We start from the raw sequence: 22189 nt of genomic DNA on the forward strand, positions 1-22189 counted from the left end.
CCACTTGCCTCACCCGATAGAGTCATCGTGGGCACTACTGACAATGATTGTCAACGTCGCATAGGACCAACCACCCCCGTTTGGTCAAGTTAGGCTAACCTAACTCAACGGTCAATCGCGCGTCTCAACTCGAGGGGAACCAGTGCGCAAGTCCTTGGCGCCATTGCTGATCACCGTTCTGGTGATGTACTCGGCGCAGCAGTTGCTCACCCCGATCCTCGCCCCGCTCTCCCGTGAGCTGACTCTCACCGAGACGCAGCTGGGGCTGGTGATCACGATCGCCGCGGCGGCGCTCACCGTGTCGAGCCCGCTCTGGGGCCGCGCGCTCGACACGATCGGGCTACGCCGCGTGCTGCTCGCCGGGCTCGCCCTGTGCGTCACGGGACTGGCCGGATTCGCGGTGGTGTCCAGCCTGGGCCTCGACGAGACGCTGACGCCCGGCCCGATCTTCACGCTCATGCTCGTGTTCCGGAGCGTCATCTTCGGCGCAGGTCTCGCCGCACTGCCCGTCGCGGCGCTCGCCGTCGCCGGCACGGCCACGACCGACGAGGCCGAACGCACCAAGGCCGTAGGGCTGGTCGGTGCGGCGCAAGGACTTTCCATCGTCATCGGCCCGGCCGCCGGTGGCGCGCTCGCCGTCTTCTCGTTGCTGCTGCCGCTCTACCTCGCACCCGTCATCGCCGCACTGCTCGCGCTCTGGGTCGGCATCGCGGTGAAGCCGGCAGCCGTCGAACGTCCACAGCAGACGGTCCGATCCCGGCCGTGGGAGTTGTGGCCGGTGTTCGGCGTCGGGTTCCTGATGTACCTGTCACTCGGCCTCGTGCAGGTGATCGTCGGGTTCCTCGTCGCTGACCGGCTGCACCTCGATTCCCGCGCCACCGCGGGAGCTGTCGGCGTGGTGTTGTTCGTCGCGGGCATCGGGCTCGTCGCCACGCAGGGTGCGCTCGTGCCGAAGCTGCGCTGGCCGGCCGCCAGACTGATGCGCGTCGGCGCGCCGATCGCGTTGGCGGGCTACGGAATTCTCACGTTCGCCTCGTCGCTGTGGTTGATGGCCGCGGCGTTCCTCGTGACCTCCGTCGGCCTCGGCCTGGCGGTGGCGGGCTTCGCCGCCGCGGCCTCACTCGGTGTCGGCCCCGAGCACCAGGGCTCGATCGCCGGGCTCATCAACGCCACCACCGGGCTGACGTTCATCCTCGGACCGCTGCTGAGCACCGCGCTCTACGAGGTTGAGCCGGTCGTGCCGGTGATCGCCGCCGCGGTGGCCGCCGCGCTCGCCTTCGGTCTGTCGCTGCGAAAAGTCACGCCGCGCACGCCACAATCGGTGGCGTGAGGCTGTCCGTCGCGATCTGGCCGCCGCCGGAGATCGTCGCGGTGCTCGGTGCGCTCCACCGGGCACCGGGCGTGCGGTGGTCGGCGCCCGAACAGTGGCTCGTCAAGGTGCGGCCGCTCGGCACCGTGCCCGAACGGGTCGTGCCCGGCCTCGTCGAGGCGCTGGCCGAGGAACTCGACGGCGCACCGGCGGCCAGGTGCGTGCTCGGCCCGCGCACCCGTCCGATCGGGCAATGGCTCGGCGTGCCGGTGTCCGGTCTCGACGAGCTCGCGGCAGCGGTGTTCGGCGCGACCGCGCCCATCGTTCCCGTGACGCATCCTCAGCCGTTCCAGGCCGATGTGGTCGTCGCGCGCGGCCGGGTGCCCGCGTCGGTGGCGGGTGAGGCGATCAGTGGCGAGTGGATCGCCGACAGGATCGCGTTGGTGGCCGATCGAAGCTCACCCGGCAGAACGCGGTTCGAGGATCTGGCTCGCTTCGAGCTGGAACGCCCGGCGTAGCTCGCACAACGCGTAGTGCGTGCGGGACTTCACCGTCCCCGTCGGCACGCCCAGACACACAGCAGCCTCGGTGTAGGTGCGGTCGTTGTAGTAGAGCTCGGTCAGCACGCGACGGTGTTCATAGGACAGAGATGCGAGCACCGCCTCCATCAACAGCGCGTCGACGACACGCTGGGCGTGATCCGGAACTGGTTCCGGTTCGTGTTCTGCGGTCTCGTGCGGCCGCACCGTCCTCGCCCGCACCCGGTCGATGACGACGTTGCGCGCCACCGTGATCAGCCAGCCGCGAGCGGAGGATCCGTCGGCGAACGACTCGGGATGCCGCCAGGCCCGCAGGAAGGTCTCCTGCACGACGTCCTCGGCGGCCGCGCGGTCTCCGGTCAGCCGGGTCGCGAAGTTCAGCAGACAGTGGTGATGATCCTCGTAGAGCACGCGTAGGAAGTCGTGCATGCGGGTCAGTGAAATCGACCCCCGCCCGACGGACAACGAACCTGTCTGATCCGATAGGGAACCCCGTACAGCAAGTGTGCCATTACGCTGCGCACGTGAGGCGTTACTTCAGCGCGCTCGTGCTGGCACTGCTCGCCGCGACGGTTGTGGCCGTCCCCGCGCAGGCCCACGCCGAGCTCAAGAGCAGCAATCCGGCGTCCGGCGCGGCACTCGACGCGCCGCCCCAGCAGATCGAGCTGACGTTCAGCGACGTCATCAGCCTGCCCGACGGTGACGCGGTCACCGTGACAGGGCCCGACGGTGCCAAGTGGCCCGTCACGCAGACCCACGCCGCCGACAGGACGATCACGGCGAAGGTCGACGCCGCCGCGGCGAAAGCGGGTGCTCACACGCTCGAGTGGCGAGCCACGGCCGACGACGGTGACGTCATCAGCGGCAGGTTCACCTTCACACTGAACGTGGCCGCGCCGACCTCCGAAGCGCCGACGTCGTCCGTGACGATGAGCGCACCGGTGTCGAACGCTCCCCCGGCGACCACGCCGGCCGAGTCAGGTGGCGTGCCCGCCTGGCTGTGGGTCGTGGTCGGGCTGATCGCGGTCGTCGGCGCGATCCTGCTGGTCCGCCGTCGCAAGACCTAGTCGTCGCGAGATGAGGTCGCGTTCGGCCGGGTGCTCCGCCCGTTCGAGCGCGGCCTTCAGCGCCGCAGACGGGTCTTCGCCGAGCCGTTTCAGCAGATCAGCGCGGACGGCGTGGAACAGGTGGTAGCGGTCGAGGTCGAGCGCGTCGACTTCTTGCAAGGCCGCGGCCGGTCCCTCGACCTCGGCGAGGGCGACGGCGCGATGCAGGGCCACGACCGGGCTGGGCATGATCGCCAGCAACTGGTCGTAGAGCGCCAAGACCTGATGCCAGTCGGTCGGCGGATCGCTGTGCACGGCGTTGATGGCGGCCTGGATCTGGTACGGCCCCGGCCGGTTCCAGCGCAGGCAGCGCCGCACGATGTCCTGGCCCTCCGCTATCAGCTCCGCGTCCCACCGCGACCGGTCCTGGTCCTCGAGCAGCACCAGCGAACCGTCCACGACGCGAGCCTCCTGGCGTGAGGCGACGAGCAGCATCAACGCGAGCAGCCCCCACACCTCTGGTTCGTCCGGCATGAGCTGGGCCAGCACGCGCCCGAGCCGGATCGCCTCCCCTGTGAGCTCGGCCTTGTCCAGGTAGCCCTCGTTGAAGATCAGGTAGATGACCGCGAGCACTGCCTTCAGGCGTTCGGGCAGGTCGGCGTCACGCGGCACCCGGTACGGGATGCGGGCCGCGCGGATCTTGCCCTTCGCGCGCACGATCCGTTGCGCCATCGTGGGTTCGGGCACCAGGAACGCCCTGGCGATCTCCGCCGTGGTGAGACCGCCGAGCAGCTTCAGCGTCAGCGCGACCTGGGCCTGCAGCGCGAGCGACGGGTGGCAACAGGTGAAGATCAGCCGCAGGCGGTCGTCCGGCACGTCTCCCACCTCCTCCTCCGGTTCGTGCTGCAGCAGCGCTGCCTGCGCGTGCTTCTCGCGGCCCTTGGTCTCGCGGCGCAGCCTGTCGATGGCGCGGTTGCGGGCGGTGGTGATGATCCAGCCCGCTGGTGCCGGCGGGACGCCCTTGACCGGCCACTGTTCGGCGGCCGTGGCGAAGGCGTCCTGCACCGCCTCCTCGGCGAGGTCGAGGTCGCCGAGGACGCGGGTCAGGACGGACACGGCGCGGCCGTACTCCGCACGGAAGATCTGCTCGATCATCAGTAGGCGATGGGCCTGACCTCGATCGACAGCGGGGCCAGCACGGTGGCGAGCTTGCGGCCCCACTCCAGTGCCTCGTCGAGGTCAGCGGCCTGGATGACCGTGAAGCCGCCGATGTGCTCCTTGCCCTCGGTGAACGGGCCGTCGGTCATCAGCACGTCGTCGTCCTTCGCCCTGAGCACGGTCGCGGTCGACGGCGGGTGCAGGCCGACCGCGAAAACCCACGCGCCCTTGGCCTGCATCTCCTCGTTCAACGCGGCCAGGTTCGCCATGATCGGGTCGAGCACCTCGGGCGGCGGGACCTCACCGTCGGGCTGGTAGATGCTGAGCAGGTACTTCTGGGTCATGGTGGTCTCCTTTCGCCCTTTGTACGAACGCGGCCCGCCGGTTTCGACAACCATGGCGACATGATCCCGTTGATCCTCCCGCTCGACGACTCGGCCGCAGGCCTCGCGACGGCCGGGGGCAAGGGCTCCTCGCTCGCGAGGCTCGTCCGGGCAGGGCTGCCGGTCCCCGCGGGGTTCTGCCTCACCACCCGCGCCTACCGGGAACGGTCGATGGAGGGCGTGCTGGAGGCGTTCCGGGAACTCGGCGGGCCGGTGGCGGTGCGGTCGTCGGCGACCGCGGAGGACCTGCCGGGGCTGTCGTTCGCCGGGCAGCACGACACGGTGCTGAACGTGACCGAGGACAACCTCTTCGACGCGATCCTGCAGTGCTGGGACTCGCTGCGGTCTGACCGCGCCGTCGCCTACCGCGAGCGCAACGGGATCGAGTCCGCCGAGATGGCCGTCGTCGTGCAACGGATGGTGCCCGCGGACGTGTCCGGCGTGCTGTTCACGGCGGATCCGGTGACCGGGCGGGCGGAGCCGGTGATCAACGCGGTGCGCGGGCTCGGTGAGGCGCTGGTCAGCGGCGAGGCGGACACCGAGGAGCTGCTCGACGACGCCCGGAAGCGCGAGCTGATCGCGTTCGGCGAGCGGATCGAGGCGCTGCACGGGACACCGATGGACGTCGAGTGGGCGTTGGCCGGCGGCGAGTTCCAGATCCTGCAGGCACGGCCCATCACGTCGTTGCGGGTGGAGTGGAACGACACCCTCGACGGCGACTACCTGTGGTCCAACGGCAACGTCGGCGAAGCGATCCCCGAGGTCATGACGCCGGTGACGTGGTCGCTGGTGAAGGTGCTGTCGAGCATGACGATCGGGCCGCACCGGATCTCCGGCAACATCGGCGGCCGCTTCTACCTCAACCTCAGCACCTACACCGCGCTCGGCACGGCCATCGGCAAGGCCGACGAGATGATGCGGTCGGGCGCGGAGACGTTCGGGCGCATCCCGGCCGGGGTGACCGTGCCGCCGCTGCCGATGTCCCGGCTCGCGATCATCGGCGCGGTGCTGCGGTCCGCCGGTGAGCCGCTCAAGCAGCAGATCCTCTACCGGACACGGCTGCCCCGGCTCGTCCGCGACAACCCCGCCCGGTGCGCCGCCGCGCACCAGGCGATCGCGGGGTGCACGACGCCGGCCGCCTTGCTCGACCTGTGGCGTCGCGACCTCGACCAGCTGTTGCGGTTCGTCTGCCCGGTCCTCGACGCCGGTGCGCGGATGATCTCCGGCGGACCGGCGGCGTTCCGGCGCGAGCTCGGCGAGCTGGTCGGCGAGGAGGACGCGGCGACGTTGCTGACCGGGTTCCACGACGGCACCGGGCTCGCGAGCGTCGGGCCTCTGGTCGGGCTCGCCCGGTTGCGGTCGGGAGAGATCGACCGGGACGAGTTCGCCCGGACCTGGGGTCACCGCTGTTCCAGCGAGTTCGAGATCTCCGCGCCGCGTCCGGCAGAGGATCCGGAGTGGATCTCGCGGCAGCTGGAGACGCTGGCGGATCCCGAGGCGTTGCTGGAGCGTCAGGCTTCCGCGCGTGCGGCCGCGTGGGATCGGCTGGTGGCCGCGTATCCCGCGAAGGCTGCCGGGATCCGCAGGCAGCTCGGCCGGATCGGGGCGGGCGCGCGGGCACGGGAGCAGGCGCGGTCGGAGATGGTGCGGGCGTTCTGGGTCATGCGGGCGTTCGTCCTGCGAGCCGGCGAGCTGACGTCGTCCGGTGACGACCTGTTCTTCCTGCCGATCGACGACGTGCTGCGCGTCCTGGACGGTGAGACGTCGTTGTTGGACCGGGTGCGCGCGCAACGGCAGGCTTACGAGCGGTATCGCGCGCTGCCGCCGTATCCGGCGGTGATCCGCGGCCGGTTCGATCCGGAGTCGTGGGCGGCCTCACCGAACCGCCGAGCCGACCTCTACGACGCGAGGACCGACGTGCCGATGCCGTCGGACGTCACGGGTTTCCCGGGCTCGGCGGGTGTGGTCGAGGGTGTCGCCAGGGTGCTGGCCAGGGTCGAGGACGGTGAATCGTTGCAGCAGGGCGAGATTCTCGTGACCACGGTGACGAACATCGGCTGGACGCCGCTGTTCACCCGTGTCGCGGCGGTCGTGACGGACGTGGGTGCGCCTCTCTCGCACGCGGCGATCGTGGCGCGGGAGCTGGGGATTCCGGCGGTGGTCGGGTGCGGCAACGCCACGACGAGGATCGCGACCGGAGATCGGGTCGAGGTCGACGGGGCACGGGGCACCGTGCGGAAGGTGTGCTGAACCCACCACCCGTCCGCCGCCGGGTGGTGGTTCGGCACACCGAGGTCAGTTGTGCACGGGCACGCAGCTGTGCATCGAGACGAGCTGACGCCGCATGCGTTCCCGCAGCAGGTCGATCACCTCGGTGACCGTGTCCGCCTCCGCGTACGCCTGCACCTCGACCCACTTCAGGTCGAGCCGGGCGTGCGCGTGGATGACGGACTTGTCCGAAGTCAGGTTGACCCAGGCGAAGTCGACCCGGTCGGGCGCGTACCGGTCGAGCGAACCGATCCGCGCAGACGCGTAGTCCCTGGCCTGCTCGGGAATGGACTCCGCGAGCGAGACCTGGATGTAGTCCATCGACACCTGCCTCCTCAAGGCAACGCGGCATCGTCGCGTGGCCTGTTCGACGGTACGAAAGCGATCGCAACGCCGAACGGGGCGTTGGTCCCGACAGCGCAGGGTCTTTCTCCTGGAATGGCGCGGCCGGTGGACCTGGGGATGTCACTGGACCAATGCAGAGACCCGCTGGTCGAGCTGTTCTTCGGTGGGGGCGCCGGTGAGCAGTTCCACCGAGCCGTCACTGCGGACGAACGCGAACGTCGGCTGAGCGGTCACCCCGAACCGCTTCCACACGGAGCCGTCGAGGTCGGCCAGATGCGGGAACCCGGTCATCCGGTGGTCGGACACGAACTTCTTCATCGCGTCGAGCTGGTCCTCCGCCGCCACGCCGACGAACTGGACCTTGTTGTGGCGCTCGGCGATCTCGGCGACCTTCTCCGCCTCCGCGTTGCACGACGGGCACCACGGCGTCCAGAACCACAGCACGGCGGGCTGGCCGACGAGCTTGTCACCGCGGAACTCCGCTCCCTCCAGCGTCCTCGCGGTGAACTGGAACTTCTCCGGGGCGGGCGCCTTCTCCGCGCACCCGGCGAGCAGCAGGACTCCCAGCAGTACTCCGAGGATGCGCATGGGCTCCTCACCTCCTGTCTGGGCGTACGGCCTTGCGCCTCCTCCGGTTCAGCCACCACGCGCCCCCGATGACCAGGACCACCGCGAACGGCCACGGGCCCAGCGCCCCGACCCCCGAGGCGGCGGCACACGTCCTGGGTCGCCCCAATTTCGGTGTTGTACAAAGCTGAGCGGTCGTCGCTCACCCGACCGATCTGTCAGACACACCTTGTGGCTCCCCGATTACGCGCGGTATGGTCTAGACCTTCAACCGCCGCCGCGATGTAACGCATGCAAAGCAACATCAAGGCAAAGGAAGTCACATGAAGAATCGACCCAGGCTTGCTGCCGCATTGGCAGGTGTTCTGGCTGCACCGTTGGTCCTCGTGGCTCTCCCCACCGGTACGGCGTTCGCGCACGGCTACGTGTCGTCGCCGGCCAGCCGCCAGGCGCAGTGCGCGAGTCGCACGATCTCCTGCGGCGCCATCCAGTACGAGCCCCAGTCGGTCGAGGGGCCGAAGGGCCTCAAGAGCTGCCACGCCAACCTGCAGCAGTTCGCCGAGCTCAGCAACGACAACAAGGGCTGGCGGGTCCACAACGTCGGCTCCACGGTGACGTTCAACTGGACGTTCACCGCACGGCACCGCACGCGCGACTACGACTACTTCGTCGACGGCAGGAAGGTCGCGAACTTCAGCGGCAACAACCAGCAGCCGCCCGCGACGGTGTCGCACAAGGTCAACGTGCCGAAGGGCAAGCACAAGGTGCTCGCCGTGTGGAACATCGGCGACACCGCGATGGCGTTCTACTCCTGCATCGACGTCAACGTGAGCTGATCACCGATCGGTGCGCGAGGTCCCCTTCCGCTCACGCACCACCGCGTCGGCGTCGAACGGCATGAGGTTCAACGGCGGGCCGGACAACGGTTTCCGCAACGCGTCGAGGATCTTCGCGTTCATCGCCTCGATGATCGCGCGCGCCTCGGTGTCGGTCTCGGCCGCCAGGGCACGGGCCTTGGCGGTCTCGGCCTCCCTGCGCAGGACCAGGGAAGGGGGCAACCCTGTCGTGCCCTCTTCCTCCCGCACCTTCTTCCTGATCCACCAGTCTTCTTCCAGCGGCTCACCCGCGCCGGGCAACGGTTTGCCCGCGCTCGGCAGGCCGTCGAACTCACCGCGTTCCTGGGCTTCGCGGATCTGCCTGTCGATCCACGACTCGAAGTCCATGCCGTGCGGTTTCCGTTGTGTCATGGGGAAAACCTCCTGACCGCGGTGTGGACCGCCTCGACGAACGCGGGGCTGCCCTTGTGGCCGGCGTCGTCCACAAGGGTCAGTTCGGCGTCCGGCCACGCCCGCGCCAGCGCGTACGCGGTGTCCGCCGGGCAGCTCAGGTCGCGCCGGCCGTGGATCAACGCGGCCGGGATGCCCGCGAGCTTGCCGGCGTCGCGCAGCAGATCGTCGACGAATCCGAGATTCGCGTAGTAGTGCGCGATGATCCGCACCATCGCGATCACGTCGTCACCCACGTGGCTGCTGAAGACGTCCGGCTTTCCGTGGTTCTCCAACGACAGCACGGTGTCCTCCCACCGGCACCACTCGGCGGCAGCCTGCTCGCGGACCGCTCGATCCGGGTCCTCCATGAGGTCCGCGTACGCACGCACGACGTCCGGCGCGTTGCCGACGTGTGCGCTGAACCTCTCCCACGCCTCGGGGAAGAACCGGGAAACGCCCTTGTACAGCCAATCCAGCTCACGGGCAGACGCGAGGGTGACCGCGATGAGGATCATCTCGGAGACGCGTTCCGGGTGGCGCTGCGCGTAGGCGACGCCGAGCGTGGTGCCCCACGAGCCGCCGAACACGAGCCACTTCTCGACACCGAGATGCTCGCGGAGCTTCTCCATGTCGGCGATGAGGTGCTCGGTCGTGTTGACGCTCATGTCCGCGGCCGGGTCGCTCGCGTGCGGCAGGCTCCGGCCGCAGCCGCGCTGGTCGAAGAGCACCAGCCGGTACCGGCCCTCGGCGAGTGCCTTCCTCGCGTTGACCGAGCAGCCCGCGCCGGGCCCGCCGTGCAGGTACACGGCGGGCTTGCCGTCAGGATCACCCACGACCTCCCAGTAGACCCGGTTGCCGTCACCGGTGTCGAGAAGGCCGTGGTCCAGAAGCTCCATGATCTTCAGGGTAGCTAGATCTTCAGGAGCTTCCAGTTCAGTCCGGCGTCATCGGTCCGGTACACCTCGGCGAACTCCTGACCAGGACCACCGCGCACGAGGGCGGCGTGCCGCGCGTCGGAGAACGCCAGGTCCTCGAACGGCGGTCCGCCGAGCGTGAGCAGCGTGTCCCACTTCTCGCCGGGACCGCGGTGGACGAACGACCAGTCGCGCCCGGTCGCGGCCACCAGCGCCGCTTCCGGTGAGATGGCGAAGCCCGTCGTAATGCCCTCGCGTGGCGGCACGCTGATCGTCCTGAACGGCCCGCCCTCCGACTTGCGCAGCTCCTTGGTCATGTTCCCGAAGCCGGGATCGAAGCTGCACAACGCGTACCGGTCGGTGCCGACCGTGCCGAGCCGGGTGGCCGACACGTCCGTGCACGGCGCGGGCTCCTCCATCCAGCCCGACGGCGACCGGGTCCAGTACCGGTTCTCCTCGCCGACCCGCGCCAGCGACACGTGGCCCGGCGCGATGTCACCGAACGCCCGGCCCTTGACCTCGATTCCCGGCACCGGCTGCCACGAGCCGAACCACAGCTCGCGGTGGAACAGCCTGCTGGACGTGCCGTCGTAGATCACCGCCAGGAACCCGGAGGCGTCGAACCCCAGGGCTCCAACGGTTCCCTTGACGCCGGACGGCTCCCAGCGGGTGCCGCCGTTGCTGGTGACGAACAGCTGCTCGCCGTCGGTCACCATGCCGGCGGGGTCGTTCACGAAGAGCACTCGCAGCCGGTCCGACTCCGGGACCGACAGCGCCGGTGTCTTCACCCGAGTCCACGACGAGCCGCCGTCGAGCGTACGGACGAGCTGCGGGCATTTCGCGGTCTGGCACAGGGTGTCGAGGCCCAGCACCCAGCCGCGGTCAGCGGACACCCACGACGTCGACGCGGGGACGACCCCGGTGCCCGCGTGCGCGACGGAAGCGGTCAGTCCGGTCAGCAACAGTGAAACGACAAGGACAGCAATGCGTTTCCCCCACATCGCCTTCTCCCCTCAAGAGGCTGATTCCCACCCAACACCTCTTGCGCGTGAAGCGGCAACCACCCATCCCGCCACCAGCACACCCGCGCCACCGCTGAGCACGAACGTCAGCTCGGGACCGACCGCGTCCAGCAGCAGTCCACCGCCGATGTACGAAATCGCCGCAGCCACACCGATTCCGCCGTAGAAGTTCGCGAACACCCTGCCCGCCCGGTCAGCCGGGGTGAGCTTCTGGATCAGCGTGCTGTGCGCGATGTCCATCGCCGCGATGCCCAGCCCTCTGACCGCCTGCAGCACGAACGCCGACGCCACACCCCACGCCAGGCCGGTGAACAGGTTGCCCGCACTGCTGACGACGAACCCGGTGACCAGCAAGGTGATCATGCTCAACTTCGTGTTCCTGCCCAGCAGCGCGAACCCGGCCAGCAGACCAATGCCCACCGCGCCGAGGATGACGCCCGCGGCGCTGTCGGAGGCGTGGAACACGTTCTTGGTCAGCTGCAACACCGCGACGTCGTCGATCGCCGTGCACGCCACAACCCCGCAGAAGCCGAGGAAGATGATCCTGAGGGGCCGGTTGCCCCAGATCTCCTTCAGACCTTCCTTCGCGTCCATGAAGACCGTGCCGTTGGTCTCTGCCGGCAGTTTCAGTCTCGGCAGCCTCAGCAACAACAACGCCGACACCCCGAAGCTCACGGCGTCCACGAGCAGCACGCCCCTGGTGTCCATGAACGTCAGCAGCAGCGCGGCCAGGAGCGGCCCGATCACGTCCGCGCTGTTGGCGCCGAGACCCAGCGCGGCGTTCGCTTCCCCGAGCTGCCGGGGTTCGACAAGACTCGGCACCGCCGCCCGCGAGGCCGGGATGAAGATCTGTCCGAGCACCGCCCTGACGCCGACCAGCACGAGCAGGACGGGCAACGGCGGCAGGGTGAACGCGATGACCGCCAGCAGCACCCCTTGAGCCGCCTCGCACGCGATCATGACCGTGCGCCGGTCGAACCTGTCGCTGATGACACCCGTGAACGGGCTGAGCAACGACGGCGCGAAGTCGCCCACGAGCAGCAGCGCCGCCACCGCGACGGCCTTCCCCAGCACGGACTGCACGTGCAGCATCAGCGTGACGAGGCTGAGCGCGTCCCCAACGACAGAAACGACCCGCGCGGTGCTGAGCACACGCAACGGGCCGTTGTGTTTGAGGAGGGTCAGCACACGGCCATGATGTCCGCGCCTCGGTTGCCCCGCCATCGAGTTTCAACGACGGGTGGAAGCCCCCGGCGAGACTCGGTTTGAGCCGCGGACGCGGTCACGAGCAGAAGGTGTACCGCGAAAGTTTCAGCTGCCCGGTTTCAGCAGGCCGGACTCGCGGGCGGCGGCCACGACCTGAGTGCGCGACGACAGCCCGAGCTTGGCCATCGCGCGGTTGAGGTGCATCTTGACGGTGGCTTCCGAGAGTGGCCGGGCGGCCAGGCGTGCCGAGATCACTCACACGATTGTCCGGCAGCCCGGTCCGCACGACCGTCCCAACAGGATCGAATCACCCGGAGATGGCTACTTCAGCACGGCCTCCAGCTGGTCCGCCAGCTTGTTCATGATCTTGGCGTAGGAGGCGTGGCTCAGCGGGGCCACCGCGTTCCACTCCACGAACCGGCCGGCCTGCACGGCGGGCAGCGCCTGGAAGACCGGGTGGCCCTCCTTCATCTGCTCCGGGTTGAGGACGTGCTGACGGGTGTCCCACATGATCACGTGCTCTTTGTACGTGCCGGAGTTCTCCCACGACAGCGACTGGAAGTAGCCACCGCCCTCGGCATCCGGCTTGTCCGGCGTGAGCAGCGGCAGGCCGAGCTCCTTCGAGTACCAGTCGAGGTCGGGGTTGCGGGCGGGCACCGCGACGTAGAAGAGCTTCGGGTCCGCGCCGACGACCTGGATCTTCTGGTTGGCGGCCGTCATCTTCCTGCCGATCGCCCTGAGCCGGTCCGCGGCCTTGGTGAACGCCTCCTCGTCCGCCTTCACCTTGGCCGACTCGGTGTCGGCGCCCAGCGCCTTCGCGAGCTCGCGGAAGCGCTTGATGCCGTCAGGCAGCTGGATCTTCGACTGTCCGATGCCGACGGTCGGGGCGACCTTGAGGACCTTCTCCTCGAACTCGGCCGTGAGGTGCCAGAGACCGGTGACCTCGGGGTAGTGGCCGGCCACGACCAGGTCGGCGTTCAGCGCGGCGAACTTCTCGAAGTCGATCTCGCCGTAGCCGGGGCCGGTGATGTCGGTGACCTGGCCCGGGTCGATGCTGCCCGCCTCCGGGTCGGTGCTGCCGTCAGAACGCTTGAGCGGCCCGAACGTGCCGACGACGTTGATCCCGTAGTCCTTGAGCGCGCCGGCGGCGGACACCTGCGCGACCACGCGCTCCGGCCGCTTCGGCGCGGTGACCTCGTTGCCGCGGTCGTCCTTGAACGACCACTGGCCACCCGACTGCTCCGTTGGAGCGTTCCCACCGCACCCGGCCACTAGGCCGAGCAGCAGAACCGCGGCGACTGTTCTGCGCACCTGTCCACCTCCTGAGTTTAGCCTTACCTAACCTAGCAAGAGGCTTTACAAGATCCGCGACACCGGTAGGTTGGTCACCGTGCGGAACGAACTGACGACAGTGCGCCGTACTGCCGTCGCCATCGCGCTCGCGTTGCTCGCCGTTTTCGCGCTGCACCCGGCCTGCCCGCCCGAGCCCGCCCACCACGGCGCGTTCACGCCCGGCATCTCCGGCGAGTTCTGCCACCACGGCGACGCCCATCACCTGTCCGCCGCCGCACCCGCCCAGGCCGCCGTTCAGGCGAGCGCCGCCTCCCTCACCGCGCCGGAGGCGGACGTCGTGCCCGTCACGCGTCCCACCGCCGCGGCGCAGTCGTGCCCGTGGCGCGCCGAGCCCTCCCGCTCCGGGCGGACACTGCTGCTCGACCTCGGCATCTCCCGGACGTAGGCCGGCCGTCTTCCGCGTGCCCCGGCAGGACCTTCCGCGGTCCTGCCGCGCTGCCGCGCGCTCTCCCGACGGCCTGTCACCTTCTTCCGAGGGACTCCCATGTCTGTTCCGGTTCTGGACCGCAACACGCCCGCCGGCATCGTCGGCAACACGCCCGTGCTGTGGATCGACGAACTCTCCCGCACGTCCTCGTCCGGCTTCTGGGCGAAGCTCGAAAGCGCCAACCCCGGCGGTGGCATGAAGGACCGCGCCGCCCTGCACATGATCGGCCGCGCCCTGGAGCGCGGTGATCTCCTTCCCGGCGGCCACATCGTCGAGTCGACCAGCGGCACGCTCGGCCTCGGCCTGGCGCTCGCCGGGGTCGTGCACGACATCCCGGTCACGCTGGTGACCGATCCCGGCCTCGAACCGATCATCCGGCGGATGCTGCGCGCCTACGGGGCCACCGTGGACCTCGTGGAGAGCCCGCATCCGACCGGTGGCTGGCAGGAGGCGCGGCGCGAACGCGTGGCCGCCCTGCTGTCCGCGTTGCCCGGCGCCTACTGCCCCGACCAGTACAACAACCCGGACAACGTGGCCGGGTACGCACCGCTCGCCCACGAGCTGGCCGCGCAGCTCGGTCACGTCGACGTGCTGGTGTGCGCGGTCGGCACCGGAGGCCACTCCGCCGGCGTGGCCTCGGTGCTGCGCACGCACTTCCCGTCGTTGCGGCTGGTGGGAGTCGACACGATCGGCTCGACGATCTTCGGCCAGCCGGCGCGGACCCGGCTGATGCGCGGGCTCGGGTCGAGCATCTTCCCGCGCAACGTCGACTACCCGGCGTTCGACCAGGTGCACTGGGTCAATCCCGGCGAGGCCGTGTGGGCCTGCCGGACACTGGCTTCACGGCACTACGCGAGCGGTGGCTGGAGCGTTGGCGCCGTTGCACTTGTGGCGTCCTGGTTGGCGCGGACCTCGGCCGCCGCGACGCGGATCGCCGCCGTGTTCCCCGATGGCCCGCAGCGGTACTTCGACACCGTCTTCAGCGACGAGTACTGCGCCGGTCACGGGTTGCTGGACGTGGTTCCCGCCACGGACCCGCTGGAGATCTCTTCGCCGGGAGAGCGTGAAGTGCTGTCGTGGACAATGTGCCGGTCCGTTGTGGACCCGCTGGCGGTGACGGCGTGATCACACAGTTCCGGTCGTTCGACCGCAGCGTGCAGTTGTTGCTGCTCAACCAGTTCAGCATCAACGTGGGCTTCTACATGTTGATGCCGTACCTCGCGTCGCACCTGTCGGTGACGCTGGCGCTGGCCGGGTGGGCCGTCGGGCTCGTGCTGGGAGTGCGGAACTTCGCACAGCAGGGCATGTTCCTGATCGGTGGCACGCTGGCGGATCGCCTGGGGTACAAACCGTTGATCGTGGCGGGCTGTGCGCTGCGGACCGGCGGGTTCGCGTTGCTCGGGCTCGTGGACGGGTTGCCGGCGCTGGTGATCGCCTCGGCGGCCACCGGGTTCGCCGGGGCGTTGTTCAACCCGGCCGTGCGCGCGTACGTGGCCGCGGACGCGGGCGAACGGCGGGTCGAGGCGTTCGCGCTGTTCAACGTCTTCTACCAGACCGGGATCCTGGTGGGCCCGTTGATCGGGCTCGCGCTGACCGCGGTGGACTTCCGGCTGACGTGCCTGGTGGCGGCCTTCGTGTTCCTGGTGCTGACCGTCTTGCAGTGGCGGTCGCTGCCGGCGCGCGCCGGTACGGCTTCCGGCTCGGTGCTCGCGGACTGGCGGGCGGTGTCGGGCAACCGGCGGTTCGTGCTGTTCGCGCTGGCGATGACCGGGTCCTACGTGCTGTCGTTCCAGGTCTACCTGGCGCTGCCGCTGGCTTCCGGGTCGGCGGTGCTGACGGCCGTGCTGTTCGCCGTGTCGGGCGTGCTGGCGGCTGTGGGCCAGATACGGGTCACGGCGTGGGCTCGCGTGCGGTTCGGCCCGGACCGGTCGCTCGCGATCGGGATGCTGGTGCTCGGGCTGGCGTTCCTGCCCGCGATCTTCGGCGGCTGGGCGGGGCTGGTGCCGTGCGCGGCACTGCTCGCGCTGGGCACGATGGTGGTCTTCCCGTTCGAGATGGACAAGATCGTCTCGCTGGCGGACAACCGGCTCGTGGCCACGCACTACGGCCTCTACAACACCGTTGTGGGCGTCGGGATCCTGCTCGGCAATCTGCTCACCGGAATTGCGTTCGACGCCGCTGCGCGCGCGGGTGTGCCGTGGGTTCCCTGGCTCGCTCTCACGTCGGTGGGACTCGGATGCGCGTGGGCGCTGAAAAAACTGGCGTCCCGTGTCGATTCCGATGTCGATTCCGGGCTCGCTCACTCGACGTAGAGGCAGAGGCAGGTAACGGATCGGAGGACGCCATGATCGCCAATCTCATCGCGACGCTGGTCGAGGAAGACCTCGCGGAGGACGACGGCGTGCTGGCGCCCGACGACCGCCTGACCTGCCACGTGCACGGGAGATGGATCCACCAGTGCGTCTCGTCGCCCGTGCACGTCAACCCGGTCACGCGACACCGCTGGTGCCGCGGCTGCGACGCCGAGCTGGGCGTGGTGGTCGACGAGCTGGCCGGCGTTGTCGCGATGCGCTGCCCCCGCTGTGGGCGCGGGGGCAGCGCCGCCACCGCCCGCCTGATCGCCGCCTGCCGTGCCTCGATCGAGGCACGGCGGGCCGCCTGATCGGGTAGTTCTCGATCTTGCGGGCGGTTGGTCCGGTTAGGTTGGTTTGCGTGATTTCCCGCATCGCCGCTGCCGTCGCCGCGGCTCTCGTGACCGCCACGCCCGCCTCCGCTTCCGAGCTCGTGGACGTGGAGGTGGAGGCGTTCAACGACACGACCCTCGTCGAGGGGCCACTGGTGGCGACACCTGAAAGGTGAACCCCGTCGGCTGTTCGGCCGTACGCCTCCTCAGAAGTTGTTCCCGACTCTCTGAGGAGGCCGCGTGCCCGGCCGACGTGCTGCAAGGACGACCGCTCTGGCCGCCGTAGTCGCCGCGACGGTGGTGTCGATGCCTTCGGCACACGCTCAGCCCGCCGCTGACGCGCTGAAGGAGTACACGGAGCTGACGCATCACGCCGAGAAGCTCACCCAGGACCACCTCAAGGCCACGGGTGACCTCGCGAAGGCGAACGCGATCGTCGGCATCGCGACGGAGGCGGAGAAGAAGGCCCTGGCCGAGTCCGAGCAGTTCCGCGGCCAGGTCGACCTGCTGACCGAGGCGACGTTCGAGGGTGCGCGGTTCAACGACCTGTCGGCGTTGCTGACCAGTTCGTCCCAGCAGGACTTCCTGAACCGGATGCAGGCGCTGAACATGATCGCCGCCGACCAGAACGAGGCGGTGTCGCGTCTGGACGCCACCCTGTCGGCGGCCAGGAAGGCGCGGGCAGATGCCACCGCCGCCGCGAACGCCGCGGACAAGCTGGTCAAGGACGTGACGGTCCGCAAGACGGCGATGGACCAGCAGGTGGCGACCGCACGGTCCAAGTACCAGTCGTTGTCCGTGCCGCAGAGGCAGACGCTGGCGGCCACCGGCCCCAAGGTCACCGCGCCGGTACCGGCGGGCGCGGCCGGGGTGGCGCTGAACTTCGCACTGGGAGAGCAGGGCAAGCCGTACGTGTTCGGTTCGAACGGACCCGGCTCGTGGGACTGCTCGTCGCTGATGCAGGCCGCGTACCGGGCGGCCGGAGTGTCCATTCCGCGCGTCACCTACGACCAGGCGAAGGTAGGCCGCGCAGTGGGTCGCGGCGAGGTCGCGCCGGGAGACCTCATCATCTACTACGCAGGTCAGTCGCATGTGGCCATGGCCGTGGACGGTGTTCGCGCGGTGCACGCGTCCACTGAGGGCGTGCCGGTGAAGGTGGCGAACATCGACTCCATCGGACCCATTTCGGTGATCCGCCGGGTTGTCGGGTGACGCTTCTCTCCCACCCCGCGATAAACCAACGTGAGCGACTGTGAGAACGTGCTGACCGGTGAACTGTTGAGGACCCGGCGGTAGACGAACACAAGGTCGTTCCGTAACCTGTCCGAGACCTTCGGCCCAGCAGTTAACCCACTCGGGGCACACGCCAAGGTTGCCGCCTCACGCGCAGTAGTTCTCGCGGGGCGGCTGCCAGGAAAAAGGAGGAACCGCGACGTGGTGTCGCACCCCTCACGCCGTACCGTGCGTGGAGCGCTTGTGGCGACGGCGGCTGTCGTCGCGGCCGCACTCCCCACGACCCCGGCCACCGCACAGCCTTCTGCCGCGGACGCGCTCGCGAAGTACAACGAGCTGTCCGAGAAGGCCTCCAAGCTCAACCAGGACCACCTGAAGGCCCAGGGCGACCTCGCGGCCAAGCAGGGTGAACTGGACAAGGCCAAGGGCGACCTCGCCAACGCCCAGAAGGCCGAGGAGTCCCTCCGCGGTCAGGTGGACCTCCTCACCGAGGCCACGTTCGACGGCGCGCGCTTCAACCAGATCTCCGCGCTGCTCGTGAGCGACTCGCAGCAGGACTTCCTCAACCGCATGTCGGCCATCAACATCCTCGCGGCCGACAACGCGGACGCGCTGAAGAAGCTGCAGGAGGCGGTCGACGCCGCCGACAACGCGACGAAGACGGCCAACGAGGCCACTGAGACCTCGAAGAAGCTGCTCGGCGAGATCGAGCAGAAGAAGGCCGACCTCGACAAGCAGCTCGCGGAAGCCAAGGCTCAGTACCAGTCGCTGAGCGCGTCCGTCCGCAACCAGCTGAGCCAGGTCGGCGACATGTCGAAGATCTCGGTTCCGGCCGGCACCGCGGGCAAGGCGCTCGAGTTCGCCCTGCAGCAGCGCGGCAAGCAGTACGTCTACGGCTCCAACGGCCCGGACACCTGGGACTGCTCCTCGCTGATCCAGGCCGCGTACCGCTACGCGGGCGTGTCCATCGGCCGCACCAGCTACGCCCAGGCGGCCGCCGGTCGCCCGGTCAGCGTCAGTGAGATCAAGGCCGGCGACATCATCGTGTACTACTCCAGCCAGTCCCACGTGGCCATGGCGGTGGACGGCGTTCGTGCGGTGCACGCGTCCACGGAGGGTGTGCCGGTGCGCATCGCCGACATCCAGTCGATCGGTCCCATCAGCGTCGTCCGTCGTATCGAGGGCTGACACTGCGCTTGTGTGAGCGCCCCCTTCCCGGTTCGGGGAGGGGGCGTTTCGCGTGACGGCGGCCAGAACTTCTGGCTTCGTCGAGGAAGGACTCGGCCGCACCGCGCGGCACAGCCAGACGTGGTACGGCTACGAGACTGGACGCGCCTCGGGAGGCGTGCGCTGGAGCGGTGGACGCCCCCGGAGCCAACCCGCTGAAGGGCAGTCTGGCGCGGCCGGTGTTGCCCCGTCGATCTCCCGGAAGCACAATCCAGCCGTCGTCTGAGCGGCTCCGAGCCGAGCGGTCAGGCGCTGCACGTCCCCTGACGGCAGCAGCACGAATCGGGCCGGACCTCTCCCCTGCGAGAAGCCCGGCCCGATTCGCGGTGAGACCGCTTCCGGCGCACGACACAGCCCCGCCCGAGCGCGGGGCGGGAGAGCCGGAGAGGACTCGCGCCGGCAGCGGCGCGGAAGGTCAGGCCGTGGGATCCTGGCGCGCGATGGCGAAGGCCGGGTTGCCCTCAGCGTCCTGGCGCACGTCGAGGACCTTGTCCTCCAGGTACTGGGCGGCAGCCGGTTCCATGATGACCTTGGCGCCCGCGTCGGCCGTGACCACCTGGTCGCCGTCCGCCGCCTCGCTCAGCGACAGCTCCAGCGCTGCCTGGCTGTTGTGGTCAGCGGCCAGGGCGAAACGCAGGCCGACGTCGTCGGTGGTGCCCTCTGACTGCGACGTCAGCTCGTTGATGACCTCGGCAGCCATCGGCGTCACTTCGAGCATGTCGGACCCTTCAGCAGGAAACAAGAAACTCGTCCCGTGTTCCCTGCACTCGCCGGCTTCAACCACCATTCACCGAAGACGCAGGTGAACACCTACGCAACTCGATGGGCCGGGCGTGTCACCTCGTTTCGGACATGGCCGCACGCCGAGCACACGCGCGGTACCGGGATCAGTTCGGCGACCAGGCGCCACGAGTCCGCGAACGACGGGGCCTCCTGGCCCGGCACCAGCAGGCTGTCGAGCACCTCCTGGCGGCGCCGGCCCTTCTCGCGGCTGCGTTCCACCGGGTCGCGGCGGTGGGCCAGAGCGCGCGACTCGGCCCGCGCGCGCTCGCCCTCCGACGTCAGCGCGCTGCGGGAGCGCGGCGCGTGCAGAGCGGCGTTGCGACGGTTCACGCGGTACCACTCGCCCAGCGACACACCGGCTAAAGGCGGGCGGGCGAGGCGCGCGCCGTCCGCCGTCCACACCATCAGGCGCGCTCGCAGGAACTCGTGGGCCACCTGCGAGCGGGAGCGAGGCCTGCCCTGGCGCGTGCCGTCCGGGCGGGTGTCGACGGCCACCAGCAGGGCGTCGACGCTCCAGCCCGCCTTGAACCACGGCTCCAGCAGGCGGCGGATCCACCGGCGGTCCGCATCCGGCCACGAGGCTCGCACGCACAAGGATTCGACCGCGATGTCGACGTCGGCATTGGTCGACGGCACCACGCGGCCCGGCCAGCGACTGGGATCGATCTGCATCTGAACTGACCTCCTATAGCACACACGAACACCTGTTCGACATGGTGCCACGCAGGTCTGACAAAAACTGAATACCTGACCTCTGACCAGGCAAAACATCAGGCCACCAACACCGCTGCACCCGTCACCCTGCCCGCGCGGAGGTCCGACAGGGCCAGGTTCGCCTCGGACAGCGCGTACGGCTGGACGGCCACCGACAGCCGGTGCGAGGCGCAGAACGACAGGAACTCGGCAGCGTCGGCACGCGTGTTCGCGGTGACCGACCGGACCTGCCGCTCCTGGAACAGGTGTCGCTCGTACGACAGCACCGGCACGTCGGACAGGTGGATCCCGGCGATCGCCAGCGTCCCGCCGCGGTCCAGCGCCTCAAGGGCAGGCGGCACCAACGTGCCCACCGGCGCGAACAGCACCGCCGAGTCCAGCGGCACCGGAGGCACGTCCGCGGAGGCCGACGCCGCCCCCAGCGACAGGGCCAGGTCGCGAGCGGCCGCGGACCGGGTCACCACGTGCACCTCGTACCCGCGCGCGACGGCGACCTGCGCGGCCAGGTGCGCGGACCCGCCGAACCCGTAGATCCCCAGCCGCCCGCCGTCAGGAACCTCAGCCCGCTTCAACGCCCGATAGCCGATGATCCCCGCACACAACAACGGCGCCAGAGACTCGTTCGAATACCCGGTGGGCAACCGAAGTGCATAAGCAGCGGGAACGACCGCATAAGACGCATAGCCACCGTCAGCGTCCCACCCGGTGTACAGCGACGACGGGCACAGGTTCTCTGCACCGCGCAAACAGAACCGGCAAGAGCCACACGTGTGCCGCAGCCAGGCGATGCCGACCCGCTCCCCCACGACGAAACCGCCAGAAGCGACGACAACCTCACCCACGACCTGATGCCCCGGCACGACCGATGGCCGATGTACGGGCAGATCTCCGTCCACCACGTGCAGATCGGTCCGGCACACCCCGCAGGCGAGCACCCGCACCAGCAACTCCCCCGGAGCGGGTGACGGCACCGGCACGTCCACGGGCCGCAGCGGCGTGGTCTGCCACGAAAGCACGACTCCCAGGTTAGCCTGCGGAAATGGTGCACGACGAGCCTCACGACGAGGTCACCGGTGATCGGATGAACTGGCTGCGCGCGGGAGTTCTCGGCGCGAACGACGGCATCGTCTCGACCGCCAGCCTCGTCGTGGGTGTCGCCGGCGCCACCACGGAAAAGGCTCAGATCCTCGTCGCCGGCCTCGCCGGACTCTTCGCGGGCGCGATGTCCATGGCGTCCGGCGAGTACGTGTCGGTCAGCAGCCAGCGCGACGCCGAACGCGCCCTCCTCGCCAAGGAGCGCCAGGAGCTGAAGGAAACGCCGGAGGAGGAGCTCGAGGAACTGGCCGACATCTACGAGGGGAAGGGCCTCGACCCGGACACCGCGCAGGAGGTCGCCGAACAGCTCACCAAGCACGACGCACTGGCCGCCCACGCCGAGGCCGAGCTCGGCATCGACCCGGAGGAGCTCACCAACCCCTGGGGTGCCGCCATCGCGAGCTTCATCTCGTTCACCGTCGGCGCCCTGCTCCCGCTGGCGGCGATCATCCTGAGCCCCACCAGCCTCCGCGTCCCGATCACCGTCGTCGCCGCCATCGCGACCCTCGCGCTGACCGGCTTCATCAGCGCCAGGCTGAGCGGGGCACCGCGGCAGCGCGCGATCGTCCGCAACGTCGTGGGTGGACTGATCGCCATGGGCGTCACCTACGCGATCGGCTCGCTCGTCGGCCAAAGCATCGGATGACGC

Annotated in this window: 27 protein-coding genes; 13 read left to right on the forward strand and 14 right to left on the reverse strand. The window is 69.3% G+C overall.

Translation table 11 applies throughout. The features are described 5' to 3' along the window. The first annotated feature begins 142 nt into the window (after positions 1-142). Together C8D87_RS07010 and C8D87_RS07015 are read left to right on the forward strand one after the other, a co-directional pair. The gene (locus C8D87_RS07010; RefSeq protein ID WP_146771644.1) at positions 143-1330 is read left to right on the forward strand and encodes an MFS transporter; all 1188 of its coding nucleotides are present in this window, start codon (positions 143-145) and stop codon (positions 1328-1330) included. Further along, positions 1327-1827, forward strand: coding sequence for a 2'-5' RNA ligase family protein (locus tag C8D87_RS07015; protein WP_112225963.1), 501 nt, complete (start codon positions 1327-1329; stop codon positions 1825-1827). The genes C8D87_RS07010 and C8D87_RS07015 overlap by 4 nt, the downstream gene beginning before the upstream one ends. Here C8D87_RS07015 and C8D87_RS07020 read toward each other — a convergent pair. Then, on the reverse strand, positions 1768-2277 hold the full coding sequence (locus C8D87_RS07020) for a sigma-70 family RNA polymerase sigma factor (protein ID WP_112225964.1): 510 nt from the start codon (positions 2275-2277) through the stop codon (positions 1768-1770). The genes C8D87_RS07015 and C8D87_RS07020 overlap by 60 nt on opposite strands. Before the next feature lie 95 nt (positions 2278-2372). On the opposite strand from C8D87_RS07020, the gene C8D87_RS07025 reads away from it, so the two are divergent. Further along, on the forward strand, positions 2373-2915 hold the full coding sequence (locus tag C8D87_RS07025; RefSeq protein WP_170166333.1) for a copper resistance CopC family protein: 543 nt from the start codon (positions 2373-2375) through the stop codon (positions 2913-2915). Here C8D87_RS07025 and C8D87_RS07030 read toward each other — a convergent pair. Further along, complete coding sequence (locus tag C8D87_RS07030; protein WP_112225966.1) at positions 2826-4049, reverse strand: RNA polymerase sigma factor; 1224 nt, start codon at positions 4047-4049, stop codon at positions 2826-2828. The genes C8D87_RS07025 and C8D87_RS07030 overlap by 90 nt on opposite strands. Then, positions 4049-4396: a YciI family protein gene (locus tag C8D87_RS07035; protein WP_109636473.1), complete on the reverse strand. Its 348-nt coding sequence runs from the start codon at positions 4394-4396 to the stop codon at positions 4049-4051. Before C8D87_RS07035 ends, C8D87_RS07030 begins: the two co-directional genes overlap by 1 nt. Positions 4397-4456: 60 nt before the next feature. Here C8D87_RS07035 and C8D87_RS07040 point away from each other — a divergent pair, with 60 nt between their 5' ends. Further along, on the forward strand, positions 4457-6685 hold the full coding sequence (locus tag C8D87_RS07040) for a PEP/pyruvate-binding domain-containing protein (RefSeq protein WP_112225967.1): 2229 nt from the start codon (positions 4457-4459) through the stop codon (positions 6683-6685). Between the two features lie 45 nt (positions 6686-6730). Here C8D87_RS07040 and C8D87_RS07045 read toward each other — a convergent pair whose 3' ends face one another. Both C8D87_RS07045 and C8D87_RS07050 read right to left on the reverse strand, forming a co-directional pair. Continuing rightward, positions 6731-7024 (reverse strand): HPF/RaiA family ribosome-associated protein, encoded by a 294-nt coding sequence (locus C8D87_RS07045; protein ID WP_112225968.1) that lies wholly within the window; start codon positions 7022-7024, stop codon positions 6731-6733. Between the two features lie 144 nt (positions 7025-7168). Continuing rightward, complete coding sequence (locus tag C8D87_RS07050; RefSeq protein WP_112225969.1) at positions 7169-7636, reverse strand: TlpA family protein disulfide reductase; 468 nt, start codon at positions 7634-7636, stop codon at positions 7169-7171. Between the two features lie 302 nt (positions 7637-7938). Between C8D87_RS07050 and C8D87_RS07055 the strand changes: the two genes are divergently transcribed. Then, the gene (locus tag C8D87_RS07055; RefSeq protein ID WP_109636068.1) at positions 7939-8451 is read left to right on the forward strand and encodes a lytic polysaccharide monooxygenase auxiliary activity family 9 protein; all 513 of its coding nucleotides are present in this window, start codon (positions 7939-7941) and stop codon (positions 8449-8451) included. Here the strand turns inward: C8D87_RS07055 and C8D87_RS07060 are convergent, their stop codons facing one another. The 6 genes from C8D87_RS07060 to C8D87_RS07085 form a co-directional block, all read right to left on the reverse strand. Beyond that, positions 8452-8862 (reverse strand): DnaJ family domain-containing protein, encoded by a 411-nt coding sequence (locus C8D87_RS07060; RefSeq protein ID WP_109636065.1) that lies wholly within the window; start codon positions 8860-8862, stop codon positions 8452-8454. Continuing rightward, positions 8859-9779 carry a prolyl aminopeptidase gene (gene pip / locus C8D87_RS07065; protein ID WP_112225970.1) on the reverse strand — a complete coding sequence of 307 codons (921 nt, stop codon included), beginning with the start codon at positions 9777-9779 and terminating at the stop codon, positions 8859-8861. The genes C8D87_RS07060 and pip overlap by 4 nt, the downstream gene beginning before the upstream one ends. Before the next feature lie 14 nt (positions 9780-9793). Then, entirely contained in the window at positions 9794-10759 is a 966-nt protein-coding gene (locus C8D87_RS07070; protein WP_112225971.1) for a hypothetical protein, read from the reverse strand. A gap of 51 nt (positions 10760-10810) precedes the next feature. Continuing rightward, a complete protein-coding gene (locus C8D87_RS07075) occupies positions 10811-12007 on the reverse strand; it encodes an MFS transporter (protein WP_170166334.1) in 1197 nt (398 codons plus the stop codon). 123 nt (positions 12008-12130) lie between these two features. After that, a complete protein-coding gene (locus tag C8D87_RS07080) occupies positions 12131-12280 on the reverse strand; it encodes a LuxR C-terminal-related transcriptional regulator (protein WP_112225973.1) in 150 nt (49 codons plus the stop codon). 66 nt (positions 12281-12346) lie between these two features. Then, positions 12347-13336, reverse strand: coding sequence for an ABC transporter substrate-binding protein (locus C8D87_RS07085; RefSeq protein WP_112225974.1), 990 nt, complete (start codon positions 13334-13336; stop codon positions 12347-12349). Positions 13337-13415: 79 nt separating this feature from the next. On the opposite strand from C8D87_RS07085, the gene C8D87_RS07090 reads away from it, so the two are divergent. The 7 genes from C8D87_RS07090 (at position 13416) to C8D87_RS07115 (ending at position 18909) form a co-directional block, all read left to right on the forward strand. Then, positions 13416-13763 carry a hypothetical protein gene (locus C8D87_RS07090; protein ID WP_146771645.1) on the forward strand — a complete coding sequence of 116 codons (348 nt, stop codon included), beginning with the start codon at positions 13416-13418 and terminating at the stop codon, positions 13761-13763. 99 nt (positions 13764-13862) lie between these two features. After that, a complete protein-coding gene (locus C8D87_RS07095) occupies positions 13863-14930 on the forward strand; it encodes a PLP-dependent cysteine synthase family protein (protein WP_112225976.1) in 1068 nt (355 codons plus the stop codon). Next, a complete protein-coding gene (locus C8D87_RS07100) occupies positions 14927-16117 on the forward strand; it encodes an MFS transporter (protein WP_233441951.1) in 1191 nt (396 codons plus the stop codon). Before C8D87_RS07095 ends, C8D87_RS07100 begins: the two co-directional genes overlap by 4 nt. A gap of 32 nt (positions 16118-16149) precedes the next feature. Then, positions 16150-16467, forward strand: a complete 318-nt coding sequence (locus C8D87_RS07105) for a hypothetical protein (RefSeq protein WP_109636044.1) — start codon at positions 16150-16152, stop codon at positions 16465-16467. Positions 16468-16517: 50 nt separating this feature from the next. Then, entirely contained in the window at positions 16518-16664 is a 147-nt protein-coding gene (locus C8D87_RS45730) for a hypothetical protein (protein WP_170154894.1), read from the forward strand. A gap of 64 nt (positions 16665-16728) precedes the next feature. Further along, positions 16729-17700, forward strand: coding sequence for a C40 family peptidase (locus C8D87_RS07110; RefSeq protein ID WP_233441952.1), 972 nt, complete (start codon positions 16729-16731; stop codon positions 17698-17700). A gap of 264 nt (positions 17701-17964) precedes the next feature. Beyond that, positions 17965-18909 (forward strand): C40 family peptidase, encoded by a 945-nt coding sequence (locus C8D87_RS07115; protein WP_233441953.1) that lies wholly within the window; start codon positions 17965-17967, stop codon positions 18907-18909. Positions 18910-19363: 454 nt separating this feature from the next. Here C8D87_RS07115 and C8D87_RS07120 read toward each other — a convergent pair whose 3' ends face one another. The 3 genes from C8D87_RS07120 to C8D87_RS07130 all read right to left on the reverse strand — a co-directional run bounded on the left by C8D87_RS07120 (position 19364) and on the right by C8D87_RS07130 (position 21461). Further along, the gene (locus C8D87_RS07120; RefSeq protein ID WP_109636039.1) at positions 19364-19666 is read right to left on the reverse strand and encodes an iron-sulfur cluster biosynthesis protein; all 303 of its coding nucleotides are present in this window, start codon (positions 19664-19666) and stop codon (positions 19364-19366) included. Positions 19667-19758: 92 nt separating this feature from the next. Next, a complete protein-coding gene (locus C8D87_RS07125) occupies positions 19759-20403 on the reverse strand; it encodes a hypothetical protein (RefSeq protein ID WP_211337275.1) in 645 nt (214 codons plus the stop codon). 98 nt (positions 20404-20501) lie between these two features. Beyond that, positions 20502-21461 carry a zinc-binding alcohol dehydrogenase family protein gene (locus C8D87_RS07130; RefSeq protein WP_233441954.1) on the reverse strand — a complete coding sequence of 320 codons (960 nt, stop codon included), beginning with the start codon at positions 21459-21461 and terminating at the stop codon, positions 20502-20504. Between the two features lie 23 nt (positions 21462-21484). On the opposite strand from C8D87_RS07130, the gene C8D87_RS07135 reads away from it, so the two are divergent. Further along, positions 21485-22186 carry a VIT1/CCC1 transporter family protein gene (locus tag C8D87_RS07135; protein WP_112225979.1) on the forward strand — a complete coding sequence of 234 codons (702 nt, stop codon included), beginning with the start codon at positions 21485-21487 and terminating at the stop codon, positions 22184-22186. The last annotated feature ends 3 nt before the right edge of the window (positions 22187-22189 follow it).

It is taken from the genome of Lentzea atacamensis, from assembly GCF_003269295.1.
GTDB lineage: Bacteria > Actinomycetota > Actinomycetes > Mycobacteriales > Pseudonocardiaceae > Lentzea > Lentzea atacamensis.